This window comes from Kitasatospora sp. NPDC023385, assembly GCF_055664045.1.
This window is the reverse complement of sequence record NZ_JBVOOL010000027.1, coordinates 64816-78863: the sequence shown is the minus strand read 5'-3', so window position 1 is coordinate 78863 and position 14048 is coordinate 64816. Positions and strand designations below refer to the sequence as shown.

General features: G+C 67.9%; 10 protein-coding genes, 1 tRNA gene and 1 pseudogene. 4 read left to right on the top strand and 8 right to left on the bottom strand.

Features of this window, described 5'->3' with window-relative positions:
* Nucleotides 1–605: 605 nt before the first annotated feature.
* A tRNA-Pro gene (locus AC0B61_RS30560) sits at nucleotides 606–718 on the bottom strand.
* 544 nt (nucleotides 719–1262) lie between these two features.
* On the opposite strand from AC0B61_RS30560, the gene AC0B61_RS30555 reads away from it, so the two are divergent.
* From AC0B61_RS30555 to AC0B61_RS30545, 3 genes and pseudogenes are all read left to right on the top strand, one after another.
* Nucleotides 1263–1499, top strand: a complete 237-nt coding sequence (locus tag AC0B61_RS30555) for a site-specific integrase (protein WP_471744677.1) — start codon at nucleotides 1263–1265, stop codon at nucleotides 1497–1499.
* A gap of 65 nt (nucleotides 1500–1564) precedes the next feature.
* Nucleotides 1565–2750: pseudogene (locus tag AC0B61_RS30550) on the top strand (IS3 family transposase).
* 185 nt (nucleotides 2751–2935) lie between these two features.
* Nucleotides 2936–3133, top strand: a complete 198-nt coding sequence (locus AC0B61_RS30545) for a hypothetical protein (RefSeq protein ID WP_380728627.1) — start codon at nucleotides 2936–2938, stop codon at nucleotides 3131–3133.
* A 92-nt stretch (nucleotides 3134–3225) separates the two neighbouring features.
* On the opposite strand, the gene AC0B61_RS30540 is transcribed toward AC0B61_RS30545, so the two are convergent.
* From AC0B61_RS30540 to AC0B61_RS30510, 7 genes are all read right to left on the bottom strand, one after another.
* Nucleotides 3226–3366: a hypothetical protein gene (locus tag AC0B61_RS30540; RefSeq protein WP_471744675.1), complete on the bottom strand. Its 141-nt coding sequence runs from the start codon at nucleotides 3364–3366 to the stop codon at nucleotides 3226–3228.
* A gap of 949 nt (nucleotides 3367–4315) precedes the next feature.
* Nucleotides 4316–5086: a DUF6339 family protein gene (locus tag AC0B61_RS30535; RefSeq protein ID WP_471744673.1), complete on the bottom strand. Its 771-nt coding sequence runs from the start codon at nucleotides 5084–5086 to the stop codon at nucleotides 4316–4318.
* Nucleotides 5086–5943: a hypothetical protein gene (locus AC0B61_RS30530; protein WP_471744671.1), complete on the bottom strand. Its 858-nt coding sequence runs from the start codon at nucleotides 5941–5943 to the stop codon at nucleotides 5086–5088. The genes AC0B61_RS30535 and AC0B61_RS30530 overlap by 1 nt, the downstream gene beginning before the upstream one ends.
* Nucleotides 5944–5984: 41 nt before the next feature.
* Entirely contained in the window at nucleotides 5985–7871 is a 1887-nt protein-coding gene (locus AC0B61_RS30525; RefSeq protein WP_471744669.1) for a hypothetical protein, read from the bottom strand.
* Nucleotides 7868–8881, bottom strand: a complete 1014-nt coding sequence (locus AC0B61_RS30520) for a PD-(D/E)XK motif protein (RefSeq protein ID WP_471744668.1) — start codon at nucleotides 8879–8881, stop codon at nucleotides 7868–7870. The genes AC0B61_RS30525 and AC0B61_RS30520 overlap by 4 nt, the downstream gene beginning before the upstream one ends.
* Nucleotides 8878–11466, bottom strand: coding sequence for a Z1 domain-containing protein (locus AC0B61_RS30515; protein ID WP_471744666.1), 2589 nt, complete (start codon nucleotides 11464–11466; stop codon nucleotides 8878–8880). Before AC0B61_RS30515 ends, AC0B61_RS30520 begins: the two co-directional genes overlap by 4 nt.
* Before the next feature lie 134 nt (nucleotides 11467–11600).
* Nucleotides 11601–12860, bottom strand: coding sequence for a DNA cytosine methyltransferase (locus AC0B61_RS30510; RefSeq protein WP_471744664.1), 1260 nt, complete (start codon nucleotides 12858–12860; stop codon nucleotides 11601–11603).
* A 184-nt stretch (nucleotides 12861–13044) separates the two neighbouring features.
* Here AC0B61_RS30510 and AC0B61_RS30505 point away from each other — a divergent pair, with 184 nt between their 5' ends.
* Nucleotides 13045–13824: a very short patch repair endonuclease gene (locus AC0B61_RS30505; protein WP_471744662.1), complete on the top strand. Its 780-nt coding sequence runs from the start codon at nucleotides 13045–13047 to the stop codon at nucleotides 13822–13824.
* Nucleotides 13825–14048 lie beyond the last annotated feature (224 nt).

Genomic DNA, 14048 nt, shown 5'->3' with positions numbered 1-14048 from the left:
CGCCGCGATCTGGCACAACGACCACACTGGCCAGCCCGTCATGCGCTCGCTGACCGCGTACGACCACTGAACCCCTTGGCATCAGTCATCTAGGCCCGCCCTACGACAGCGCCGCCGGCCCGCCCGGCTGTGGCGACGAGGACTCAACGGTCCGGACCGCGCTTGTGGAGGGTCAACAACGGGGCGCGGCAGCACCGATAGGACCGGATTCAATGGGGCGGCCGTCACTCCGCCCTAAGGGCCCGGTGAACTTCGAGTTCCCGGAGTGGAGTTGGACTTCGCTCGCGGCCCGGTCAGATGTCGATTCCCCGGCACGCGGGGGAATTCACCGCGTGGGTGGTGTGGGAGCAGCGTCGGAATTCCCGGAACGGGTGTTCCGGCTGCCGGTTGCGCCGCTATTGTGGCCGGGTAGGGACAGATGGGCCTTCGACCGGCTGGTCCCCGGGGGCGGGCCCGCAGGGTCCGCCGGGAGCACGCTGGTCCCCAGCTGGTCCCCAGCAAGATCGTTTAGGGGTGTTCGCAGGTGGCTCGTTTCACTGACGGGGCGTCATGCGAAAGGCCGCTGACCTGGGATTTCTCCCAGCCAACGGCCTTCCGACATACTGTCGGGACGACAGGATTTGAACCTGCGACCCCTTGACCCCCAGTCAAGGGGTTCACTTATTGTCGACAGCCGAGACCCCAAGGTCTCGGCCTTTATTGTTACTCAACCATCCTGGGGAACAAGTGAGTTGGGACTTCTCGCCGGAAGTGGTGCTGCGAACTGCTGACCGTGGCTCGGCGATTACTTTGCACACAAGTGTACGTTTCGGGCCATCAGCGCCCATAGGCGCTCATCGGGTGTGGTCCCAAAGTGGTCCCCAGGCCGACCGCCCCGCCGCAGGTACTGCCTGTAACCGGAATCTGTCGAGCCTTCCAGCAAGCGGCGTCACGCCAGCCCGACTGCTCTTGCGCCGGTGCCGCCAGCCGGCCCACTGGGCCGGCACCTGCGGGCGAATCATCGTCGCTTACCCACTGGCTCGCCGCCCAGCGCAAGTCCAAGCGCGGCAAGGTCACCGTCTGCCGGATCGTCTCCACCCTGCGCAACGCCCTCAACGCCGCCGTCCGCGCCTGGGGGCTGCGCTACAACCCGGCCAAACACTCCGTCCCGCCCAAGCCCCGCGCCACCGAGCGCACCTGCTGGACCCCCCGACGAGGCCGCAGCGTTCCTGCGCCACAACACGGAGCACTACTCCGACCAGCTGACCGACCTGTTCGAGGTCATGCTCGGCACCGGCATGCGCCGCGGCGAGGTCCTCGCCCTCCACTGGTTCGACGTCCACCTCATGGACCGCAAGCTCTACGTCCGCTGGACCCTCGCCGCCATCGACAACGGCGAGATCCACCTCCGCCAGCCCAAGACCGAAGCCAGCCGCGCATGGATCAGCCTCTTCCCCAGAGTCATGACGGCCCTCCACCGCCAAGCCGCGATCCAGATGAACGCCCACCCCGACGGCTGAGGTGCCCCGAGGTTTCCGGACAGAGACCCAATAGGATCTTCTGTTGAGAGGAAACGAGGTAACAGGTGGCACCGCCCAGCAAGTACTCGCCGGAGTTTCGCGAGGAAGCCGTACAAATCGCATTGAGGTCTCGCAAGACCGTCACCGAGGTTGCCCGGGAGCTCGAGCTGAACCCGGAAGCCCTGCGAGGCTGGGTGAAAAATCATGAGAAGCGAAATGAACCTCCGGCTGACGCAGAGCTGACGGTGAGCGAGCGTGCACGTCTCAAGGAACTCGAACGACGTCTCCGCGAAGTCGAGATGGAGAACGCCTTCCTGAAAAAAGCCGCAGCGTACTTCGCGAAGGATCACCGGTGAGTGACAAGTTCGAGTTCATCGATCAGATGAGACTCGGCACAGCGGAGTGCGCATTCACCGTCGATTTCATGTGCGCCAAGCTTGACGTATCTCGCTCCGGCTACTATGAGTGGCGCAACAGGCCAGAATCCGCCACCGCCGCGCGTCGCGAAGAACTCAAGCTCCTTATCTCGAAGATATTCGAGGACTCCGACAGCACCTACGGCTATCGGCGCGTGCACGCTCAGCTTCGCCGCTGGGACGTGCAAGCCGGACCGGAGCTGGTCCGCCAGCTCATGCGGGAGCTGGGCCTGGTGCCGTGCCAGCCCAAGCCCAAGCGGTTCAGCCTGACCAAGGCGCCGGCCTGCCGTTCCCCGTGCCCGACCTGGTTGGCCGTGACTTCACCGCAGAAAGACCCGGAGAGAAGCTGGTCGGAGATATCACCTATATACCCACCGGCGAAGGCTGGCTATATTTGGCGACCGTCATCGACTGCTGCAGCAAGGAAGTCGTCGGGTACGCGATGGACGACCACTACCAGACCCCGCTGATATCACGAGCCATCAAGAACGCCGCGCGCAATCGGAAACTTGCCGCCAAGGCCATATTTCACTCCGATCGCGGCAGCAACTACATGTCCGCTGAATACGGCAAGACCCTCGACCGGCTCAACCTCCGGCGCTCTGCCGGCCGGACCGGGATCTGCTACGACAATGCCATGGCCGAATCGTTCTTCGGCGCCCTGAAGAACGAACGAGTGAGCCGCATGACATACAACACGCGCGAGGAAGCCCGACAGGACATCACGAGGTACATCGAATTCTGGTACAATCGCAAGCAACTTCACTCGGCAATCGGATATATGACACCGCGTGAGGCGTATCTCGAGCGTCGCAACATACGGCTCGCAGCGTAGCTTTCAAACGTGCGGCGTCTGTCCGGAAAACGCGTGGCCCCTCAGGCCGACTCGAGGGCCTCGTCTTCGCCAAGCCGGATGGGCCTGCCGCTGCGCCCCCAGTGGGACCTCGACCAGGTCCGCAAGCTCACCGCCGAACTCGGGCTCCCGAGGATCGGGCTGCACGCCACACAGCGGCCAGCATCATGATCGCCGCTGACATCCCCCTGGCCATCATCTCCAAGACCCTGCGCCACTCCACCCTGGCGATCACCATCAACCTCTACGGCCACCTCCTCAAGGACTCCGCCGAGCAGGCCGTCCAGGCCCTCGACCACGCGGACACCCAAGCAGTCCGCCAAACCGACTTCGCTGCCGGTCACGGCTTCGGCCAGGCGGCGTGAGCGAGGCGGGGCCCGCCACCGGTGCACCGGGTAGCATCGGCGTCGGACCGCTGGTGGGCCACGGGGCCGCAAGGTCAACGGATTCCCGTCGCCTACCAGGTCAGGGGCAGTTGCATGGGGATTTCGGAGGCCGTCTCCACTCGCGCGGCCAGGTCGGTCGGGATGGGTACGTCGAGCCGTACCGCGGTCGAAGTGTAGAGGTCGGTCTCGATCTCGGATGTCGTGAGGGACACGAGCGGGGCGTAGGAGACCGGATAGGGAGTCCATAACCCGCCGAGCGAATCAATCGGACCCGCCCGAAGGCCAGCCGGAGAATCGCCGTCATAATCCCAGCTTCACCCATTCCCTGCGGTCTCACCAAAATTCTCGGCGCTCGCCCTGGCGCATTCCGAGGACCGATCCGAGGTTCGACGCCGCCTCACCGCACGTGCTCCCCGTTGTACGAGCCCAACGCCCCTCGGCCAGCGGGGAGACCGCCTCCCCCGATCCGCGACCAGCCCTTCGGGCGGTGAACGCGCGAAGACCGATGCCACACGATCAAGCTGCCCTACCCACCAGCCGCGCATCGTGATCACCCTCACGGCGGTCGATCTTGCCTGTCCACCAAGGACAACGCCCTCGCCAACGGTACCCGCGTCGCCCTCGCAGCCTGCAACGGCAGCACCGGCCAGAATTGGACCCTCCAGCGCGAACGGACCCTGTAGCCCGTGGCCGCCCTGCGGGGGTGAGCTGGCATGAGCCTTGCATGGTGTGGCTCCGAGATATCTCGGAGCCACACCATGCAGCATCGGGCGAACCCCGCCAGTTAGCGGTCTCGGCCACGCTGGTTTCGGCCGGGGCCAATTCGGCGACGCAAATGGAAGAATTGAGTCAGATTGGCTGGCGCCACCCCAGTCATCCGAGGTCTCGATCAGGGTCGGTATCCGGGGTTAACACTCGCGAAAGATCGGGTAGTTTCCGGCACCTAGTTCCGCAGCCCGCCGTGGCCAGCCTGGCCAACTACGCTTGGGGCGGATTTGATGCTGCCCAAGACGGTACCGGTGGCGTCGTAGCGCCTGGCGGACGACTGCTTGACGGGATGCTCGGTCATGGCCGCCGGATGAATGTTCGCGAAACCGGCCCCTACAGTCCCGGCCACTATCCACCCTCCCGGCCAACGAGGTTAGAGTCCACGAACTCCGATTACGTTCGGCCGGAAAAGCTTCGAAGCGAGTCGTCGACGAGCGTCCGGAACTCTCCGTCGAGGTCCTCCACGGACAACGAGTCAAAGGATATGAAGGCCTGTAGCCTCAGGATCCGCTTCAGGAGGTCTCGGAGGAAGTCCCGCTCGGTCACCGTCTCCAGGGGGATGTCGACCCTCTGCCAGACCCGGAGGATCCCCCGAACGATGTGGGGGCTGCCGCCGATGGACGTCCGGCGGGCGTAGATCTGGTCGAAGGCGGACTCGCCCAGGACGGAGAGAGCGGCGTAGAGGTCCTCGGGTTCGGCGTCCCGGTCGTGGACGAGATGGGCGCGCCACCAGAGACGACCGAAGACGTGACGGGTGACGTCCGTGCCCAGGACCCGGTCCTGGTGGAAGTCGGCGTATCGCCATGCGGCCACGTCGGGCATGACCACGAGGGACAGGAAGGCCCAGAGGTCGCCAGCGACGGCCTCGGCGGGGATGATCCCGGAGTCCCGGTGGAGGATCTCGGCCGCGGCGATGTCGAACCCGCTGGCCTGCTTCCTGTTGTGCGGCGCGGGGAAGCCTCTCTCGCGGGCGGCGTCGACGATGGCGCCCCGCAGCCTCAGGAGCCGTTCCGGCGGGAGTCGCACGCCGCCGGTCGCCGTGTAGAACATGGCGAGGTGCGACTGGGCGGCGTCGCCGCCGAGTTCGTCGGGCGACTTCCCGAGGTACGACGCCCTCAGGTCCTTGGCCGCTCCGGCGAGCAGGCGTGGGAAGAGGTAGGCCATCACGTTTCCTTCGCGAAGAGGCCGACGGCGCTCTGCACGCGGGCGGAGAAGTACGAGGGGTCGCTGCGCCGCATGAGCCGGAGCGCGGCCAGCGTCGTGTCGGGCAGGTGGGTGCGGACCGCTCCGAGGAGCATGTGGCCGAGGGTGTCCGGCTCGAACGTGGATCCGTCGTCGAGGTCCTCGTCGTCGACGGCGTGCTCGATCATGAGCCGTACGACGTCCTGACGCAGTGCCGACTGGATCAGCCGTTCCGCGTGGGTGGCCTTCTCGGCCTTCCGCATGGCGTCGAGGACGAGGGTGGTGCGGCTGTTGACCAGGAGCAGGACCGCGCCCATGGTGGCGGCGTCGAGGTTGGGTCCGATGTCCAGGTACCAGGGGGCGTCCTCCGGGTAGCCCGCCTCGGCGAAGTCTACGACGGCCATCGGGAACTGCGAGGCGTCGCCTTGGAGGCGAACCTGGGCGTGGTGTTGCCAGAGGATGGACCCGGCGCGCCGGGGGCCGGTCGGGTCGGGGTTGTCAAGGTGTCCGGCGAGGACGACCTGGGTGTCGATCGACAGCACTCCCCCGCTGTCCCGTCCCAGGACCGTGAAGGCCAGCTGCACCGATCTCCTCCCGCCGCCGGTCAGTCGCTCCTCGGCCGCGAGCATGCGCAGGCCGGAGCCGGAGGAGTTCCACACGGTGGTGAGGGCGAGTTCGGCGTCCTCCGGCAGCGCCGCGCTCGCGCGGGCCGCGTCGAGGTCGACCTCGACGGTGCATTCCAGCTCGAGGTCGCGCTGGTAGTCCCAGTCGACCACCGAGGGGGGAAGCGGGATCCCCTGTCCGTCCTCCTGCTTGAGGAGCCATCCTTCGGTGGTCACCGTGTGCGGGTGCGGACGTCGGTAGGGGTAGGCGCGGCGGCTCACACGTCACCGCCCGTCCGCTCCGAGGCCATGACGATCTCGGTCACGGTGTCGGGTGCGGGTGCGACGATCAGCGACCAGACGCGTCCGTCGCCTCCGTCGGTGTGGAGTTCGTCGGACCTGTGGAGCTCTTCGCCGTCCGCTCGCCACCCGAGCACGGTCGGTACGGACGCGCCCCGGGGCGGTTCGCCCTCTCGTCCCAGGGCGTCGTTCAGCGCCACCGACAGTCGGCTTCGGACGACCTGTTCTCCTGCGTCGACCAACTCGAATCTCTGCACGAGGACGGCGCGACCGTCCACGGTGTCGTGGAAGGGCTCGTCCAGGTAGCGCAGTCTGGCGCCGCGTCGACCGTGTGTCGCCGGGCGGGCGGGCGCGCCCGATCCGGCTTCCCCGGGATCCGGTGCGCCGCCGTTCGGGTGGCGGCCGGCCGGCCCCGGGGAGTGCACGGGGTCGGCCGTCGGGAAGACCGCGGAGCCGCCGTGTCCGGGGGCGCCCGCCATCAGTCCCGCCATCAGCTTGCTCATGCCGGCCAGCGAGACGCCGTCCCCGGCGTTATTGACGACGGCGGCGGGTCCGGAGGCGGCCTTCATCTCGTCCGCGATCTTCTTCAGGGCGTGCTTGGCGAGCTTGCGCTCGTCCAGGTCCTGGAGCCGGTCCACCATCCAGTTGTCGTGGCTGGCCGGCTCGGACAGCGCGAAGGTGCGGTCCATGCCCTCGTCGGCCCGGAAGACCCCGGCGTAGCCTCCGTGCTCCTCGAAGAACGGCGGGCCTTCGAGGTACTTCACCACCAGGTCCACGGGGCGCATGAGGCAGGTGTGGTGCAACCGGTCGCTGATTCCGGCCTCCTGGGCGACCTTCGGCGGCTTGCCGGGGGGTGCGATGAACTTGCGTACGCCGAAGCGCCCGAGTGGGCGCTTCATCGTCTTGTGCTCGATGAGGACGCCCATGTCGCGGTGGGCCCAGAGGAACGGGCGCAGGTGCGGCACATCGGAGGGCCAGGGGACGGGGACCTCCGCTCCGTCGTGGGTGATCGAGAACCGCATCGGCGCTTCCCCGCCTTCGGGGAGCATCTTGGGCCAGAGGTTCCAGACGATCGCGTCGGCGATCCAGCGCATCGCCTCGGCGTCGTCCCGGACTCCGAATGCGGGTTCGATCATCGCGACGGTGGTACCGGTCTCGCCTTCGGGCAACGCCCTGAGACCGAGTTTTCGGGCGACGTCGTCGGCTTCGGCTCCGACGAGCGGTTCGACGTATCCGTCCTGGACGCGTCCCCAGTAGTGCCGGCCGGTGAAGGTCTTCGGGCCGTCGACGGTGTCGGTGCTGTAGCTCTCGTGGACGGCCCAGCCGATGAGTCGGGTCTCCAGGCGGTCGCCGACCCGGCAGCGGGTGTGGACGAGGACCGTGTGCGGCTTGGAGGCGAGGTGGAAGACCACCTTGCCGTAGCCGTAGGTGCCGCCGCGGCTGTCGAGGTCCTGGGAGCTGCCGGTCTTGCGGACGAAGGAGACGAAGTCGCAGTCGCCGTCGGCGACGACGTCGGCGCGGGTCGGGCCGCCGAGCCCCTTGGTTCCGGTGTCCGTCACCGTGAGGACGCGGAGGACCGGTCGGGCGAGGGAGGCGCGCAGCTCGAGGTGTTCGGTCGTGGGGGCGTTCTCGAGGAGCAGGTCCCGCCAGACCGGCGCTTCGGTGGGGCTCAGGGACCGGAGCTCGACGCGGTAGTCGACCGGGCCGTCGCCGGTCCGGGCGTCCCAGCTGTTCTGCGCCGACTCGCGGACGAGAAGGGTCAGCGGGTCGAGTTCGGTGGCGTCGAGGTGGCGGAGGATGCCCTCGGCCGCGCCTCCTCCGCCGGGTCCATAGGACTCGGACAGCCAGCGCGGTGTCGTGGTCACGTCGGCTCTCCGATCCGGGCGAGGACGTCGTTCACTGCGTCGTCGTCGAGGCGGTCGGTCCGGACGCCGGCGAGGTCCACCGTGTAGCGGACGTCGAGGACTCCCGCCGGTACCTCCGCGCCCGGTATGGAGGTCGTGGTGAGCTTCGGGAACCCGTCGTCGACGGGGTACCAGCGGCTCTCTACCGGGGAGAGTCGCCGGCCCTCCTGGCCCTGGTCGGACCGCTGGTAGCCGAGGCGGGCGAGCTTGGACAGGAACGCGACCTCGTCGTCGCACAGGTCCCTCGCGTGTGTCACGAGTTCGTCGAGGGTGCGTCCTCGCGGATCCGGCTGAAGCCGTTGCCAGACGATGAACAGCTCGCCGTCCTCCGGCGGTTCGAGTTGGTCGAGTCCGTGGACCTGGAGGAGTCTCCGTTCGGAGACCGTGGTGCTGCTCTTCACTTCCACGGCCAGGCGGCCGTCGGTGAAGTCGTGTCGCTCGCCTTCGGGGCCGGCCCAGTGGCGGACGGCTCCCGGGTCGCCTTCCAGCAGGCGGATCAGGACGAGGAGTTCCCCGAAGAGACCGACGACCTGCTCGTCCGTCAGGGGGCGCCTGCCGGCGCTGAACAGCCGGCGCCAGCGTTCCACGACCGCGCGGGCGGTGCGGTAGGGCCGATCACCGTCGGCGGCCAGCGCGACGAGCACGTCATGGCAGAGGCCGGTGAACACGTCGTCGAGTTCGCGGTCGGTGCAGGTGATGTCGGCGAAGCGGCCGTAGCTCTCGTCGTCTTCGAGCGGGCGCTCGAGGATCCGGAGCGATCCGACGGCGACGCCCGCCGAGAGTCGCTGCCGCGTCGCCAGCGGTATCAGCAGGTGCCTCATGCCGTCCGCGTCGACCGCCGCCAGGAGCGGACCGTGATCTGTCGTCACCGGAAGGGAGGACGTCCTCAGGACGTGCCCCTCCGCGACCGGGGCCGCGTCGAGGTCTCGCCAGTGTTCGCCGAGGACGAGCCGGAGGTCGGGTGTGCTCATCTGCCGTCGTCCTCCATGAGCAGGGCGAGCTCGTCCTCGTTCATCGTGTCGAACTCGTCGTCGTGGACGACGTTGGAGAGGTCGGCGCTGTACCACTCGACCTCGCTGTCCTCACCGCGGGGCAGGGGGAAGACGAGGCCGACCCCGATGACGTGATCGGCGGCGTCCAGCGGTACGCGGCGTTCCTTCGTGGTGGGCGAGATCCGGTCGATCGGGTAGAGGGTCAGCAGGGCGGTCTCGGGGCACTGCACCTGACGGGCCAGCTTGAGGGCCTTCTCGGTGATCTCCTCGAACCCGCTCAGGTCGAGGTCGACGCCGGCGTCCCGACGGCTCATGAGGGTCTTGATGTCGGCGGCGTCGTGACCGCTCGCCAACTTCGCTCGGATGACCCGGTTCACGGCGACGCCCGGGGCGAACTCGTAGGCGGCGTCGGGGTCCCCGGTGAGCGGGTTGCCGATGATCGCGACGTTCCACCGCTTCAGGGCCCCACCGCCCGGTGCCTTGAGTCGCCTCTCCACGTACCGGCGGAGAAGGTTCGCGTCGCAGTCCATCGACTTCTCGTGGAAGCGGTAGCGGCCGAGGAAGTCGAGGACCAGGTCGTAGGGGACGTCGCGCAGCAGGTGCCGGCCCTTGGCAGATCGATCGTCGTGACGGGCCCCGCCGACGCGGAGGGCCTGCTCGACGAGCTCGCCGGCGGCCCGCTGGTTGGTCCGGAGCCATTCCGCGTCCGCGGTGCGGAAGTAGCGGGTCTGAACCCGCTGCCCGCCGTAGGCGGCGCTGGCCTTGACCGCGTCGCGCATCTTGGTCGCGGCGGTGATGCGCAGCTTGGGGTGGTTGCGGAGGCGGACGGCGAAGGTCAGCGGGGTCTTGTCCTCGATCATGTAGGAGTCGATGTCCCGCCTCATCTCGGACTCCACGGTGGCGATGTGGCGGAACCAGTCCCGCAGTTCGTCGGTCATCCAGATGCGGGGGAGGTCGGCGTAGCCGTCGCGGAATCCGAACCAGCGGCCCATCTGGAGCAGGGTGTCGTAGGTGGAGGCGCCTCGGACGAAGTAGCTGACGGCGAGGCCTTCGAGGGTCAGGCCGCGGGAGAGCGTGTTGCCGCCGACGGCGATGGCGACGATCGGGCCGGTCTCGTAGTCGAGACGTTCGAGGCTCTTGGAGTTGTCGAGGATGACGCGGCAGTCGTCGACGACGCCGGGGAGCTTGGGGAGCAACTTCTCGAAGGGCACTTTTCGTTCGCCGAGGTCCGCCGCGGAGACCCGGGCCGTTTCCGTGGCCCACAGTTCACGCAGTTCGTCGAGGAGTTCCGGTTCCTCGGCCGTGATCATGTCCGAGATCGTGGATTTGAAGCGCTTGAGCGGTTCCTCGAAGCTCTGGTGGACCACGGTGCTGACGCTGGTGTGGACGAGCATGGTCGAGTGGGGAACGCCCTGTCCGCGCACGCGCCGGGCCGCCGTGGCGAGCCAGAAGTAGAGGACCGCGGTGCGGAGCGAGCCGTCGATCTCGGGGCTGAACCCGTCGATCTCGTCCCGGCCCGGTCGGACGAGTTCGACCTCCTCCTCGGGCACGGTCCGGATCATGTCGTAGCCGTCGGGTACGTCCTGCGGGTCCTCTCCGTCCACGGGCTCCCGCCCGAACAGGACCTCGGTGCCGAAGTGGCCGCGTGGCTTGGGCAGGTTGACGATGAAGTCCCGCGGATAGAGGTCCTTGGCCGTCGGGTCGATGAGGAGGTTCGCGAAGGGGGTGGCGGTGTAACCGACGTATCCGCCTTGGGGGAAGAGGTCGATGATCTCGCGGATCAGCGGGTTGGTGCGCTTGGAGGCGATGCTCGCCTGGTCCGCCTCGTCGTCGATGATGAGCGTCGGGCAGTTCTTCAGGTGCTCGGGGGCCTTCTCCAGCCAGTCCTTGAGCTTCCTGAGTCTGGGGACGTTCTTCTTCACCACGCACAGGACGTGTTGCTCGCTCTTGTCGGTGAAGAACGCGGCGGGGTTGCCGGCGGGCGGTTCGAAGTCGCCGTCGACTCCGGTCAGGGGGTGCCACTGGTCGATCACCGGCTGGAGGAGCTGTCGCTCGAGCCGTAGTTGGGTCTGTCGGCGGAGACCATTGTGGATGCCGGCGAGCACGATGAAGAACTTGTATCCGGCGTCCGCGGCCTTGGCGATCAGAGCCGTGAAGTTGGTGGTCTTGCCGGACTGCACGTAGCCCACGACGAGGCCGCGGGTGGAGAACTTCTTCTCCTTGGGGTGGTCGAGCAGGGAGACGACCTTGGTGGAGGCGGCGTCGAGGTCCCGAAGGCCGTCGCCGTGCCAGGACGGCTGCCGTCCCAGCAGGTCGTGGAACGCGGGCCAGCAGCGGTCGCCCTCCTGAGGGCCGACGTACCAGGTCTCGCGGTTGTTGCGCACGACCGAGCCGGGCTGGCGCTTGTCGCGGATCTCGATGGTCTCCCGCTGGTGGCGCTCGCCGATGCGCTTGACGATGTCCTCGTCCACCCGGAACAGCTTGAGCATCGCCAGGGCCTGCTCCGGCGTATGCAGTTTGATCAAGCTCCGGAATTGCTCGTACTGCGCGTCGAACTCGTCCACGGATCCCCTTCCGCCCCACACCCGGTCCGGCACGAAACCCCTGTTCGGCCAGACCCCACGACGTGACGACCGTACAGCAACGCGAGCATCGTCCCTATACGCACCAATGTCACGGCCGAGTGCGGCCCCGACGGTCAGGCGGCGACGAGGACCGGCTCCTTGGTGCGACCTCGCCGCTTCAGGGCGGGCGCGGGGAGCTGTTCGGTCTGAGCCACCAGAAGCGGCGCGAGATGCTCCGCGATGGCCCGGGCGAGACCGACGGGCACGGCGTTGCCGATCTGGCGGGCGATCTGGTCACGGTTGCCGCACCACTTGAAGTCCATGGGGAAGCTCTGCAGGAGGGCCGCCTCGAGGTGGGTGATGGGGCGGTGGAGCCACGGGTGGAGGTACCGGCCCTTCTCTGGCTTGAAGAACTCCGTCCGGATCGTCACGGAGGGCTTGTCCCGGAACATCCGGCCCATGACGTCGGCGGAGCCGCTCTTGTGCTTCTTCCAGCAGGCGGACAGCAGCTCGAACGGGATGTCGAAGCGGTTCCCGCCCTCCGGGATGGAGGCGTAGCGCTTCATCGACTTCTGGGTGACGCCGCTTCGCCGGAGGTGCAGTTCCTCCATGGAGTACGGACCCGGGACGCCGTTGACCGTCGACCCCCGCGTGGGCAGCTGCGGGGTCTGCTTCTTCAGGACGAGTTCCGAGATCGTCTGCCAGACGGTACGCGGCCGGCCGACGGTCGGTGCGGGGATCAGGAGGGCGACGAGTTCCATCTCCGACAGCTGGTCGAGCCGCTTGCCCGTGCCCGGGGTGATGAGGTCCTTGCGCGCCCCGACGAGGATGGTCCGCCTCCTGCGCTGCGGCACACCGTGATCGTCGGCGTTGATCAGCTCGTGTCGGATGAGGTAGTCCTCGAGGAGACCCCCGGTGCGGGTCTCGTTCACGAGCAGGGCGAACTCGGGGGACCGCCGGAAGGCGTCGACGTTCTCCATCACGAAGAACTTCGGTTCGGCCGCGGCGACGACGGTCAGGTAGTGGCGCCACAGCTGGTTGCGCTCGTCGTCGGGGTCCTGGTTACCGAGCCTGGAGAACCCCTGGCACGGGGGACCGCCGAGGACCACGTCGGCCTTAGGGATGCCCGCCTCGCGCTTCACCCACTCGGCGATGTCGCCCTGGTGGATGTGAGCGCCGAAGTTCGCCTCGTAGGTGGCCGCGGCGGCCTTGTCGAGCTCGACCGCGGCGATGGGGCGGTACAGCGACTTCCCGTGGTGCCTGGCGTCGACGAACCCCTTGGTCAAGCCGCCACAACCCGCGAAGAGATCGATCACCCGGAAGTCCCCGGTTCGGGGGGTCTTACCGCTGTGAGGCGGGTCGAATGCGCTGATCGTGGAGGGGGTGTCGGCCATGCAGGCACTCTAGCCGGCCGGACCTATCAGGAACAACACACAGCGCAAACTTAAACTCTACTACGCAAGGCGGGCATCGCGCCGGCCCTGATTCCGCCCCGTTCCGACGGGCGGGCCTCCCGGCGTCGGCCCACGGCCGTATCGTCGACTCCGTACCGCACGCACGACGGGTAGGGGATCATCGGTGGCTGTCGCAGCTCCCGGCGGGTCGTCGAAGCCGGGCTCGACGGACCGCGCATGGCGGCCGAAGCCGGGGCTGGGCACGACCCAGCGCTCGAAGGAACAGGACCGGGCCGCCGGCGGCCACGACCACCGTCTGGTGGACGTGGGCGAGGGACGGCTGCGGCCCGCGAGCGTCGTGCTGAACAGGTCCGCCCGGACCGGGCGGGTCAAGGCGGCCCTGCGCTGGTACGCCGACGGACGGCCGAAGACGGTGTCCCTGGGTGAGGTGGATCACCCCACGCGAGCCGCCAACCTGCGCGAGGGCTGGCACCTGGCCCAGGAGGCCGGACTGCTCACCGAGGCCTCCCTCCCCCCGGACTCGTGGGCCTCCTCCCCGGGAACCCGGGCGTCCATGCGCTCCAACACGGGCAGGGACACCAAGCCCGAGCTGCGCCTGCGGTCGCTGCTGCATCGGGCCGGACTCAGGTACCGGGTGTCCGCCCGGCCGGTCCCCACCCTGCGCCGGACCGCCGACGTGGTCTTCACGAAGGACAAGATCGCGATCTTCGTGGACGGCTGCTACTGGCACTACTGCCCGGAACATCGCAGCGTGCCCGCGACGAACCGGGACTTCTGGGTCGAGAAGTTGGAGAAGAACAGGGCCCGCGACGCCGAGACGGTACAACTGCTGCAGGACCACGGGTGGACGGTCATCCGCGTCTGGGAACACGTCCCCGCCGAGGAGGCGGCCCGCCTGGTGATCGAACAGGTCCACCGTGCCCACGGGTCGGGCCCTCACTGATCGGAAGATCTCGGTTCGGCTTCTGATCCCGGATCCGTCGTCCCGTCAGGTCCGTTGGTCTAGAGTCCTGTCCCGTGGGGATGTGCGGGGGACGTGCACATCCTGCCGGCAAGCGGTGACATGCGGGGGACGGACTGAAGGATCGGCACACAGCCCGAACCGCGGCCGACGGCGCCGTCGTCGGACTCCCGACGCGCGCCTTCGCGGATCACCCGGCGGGCGGC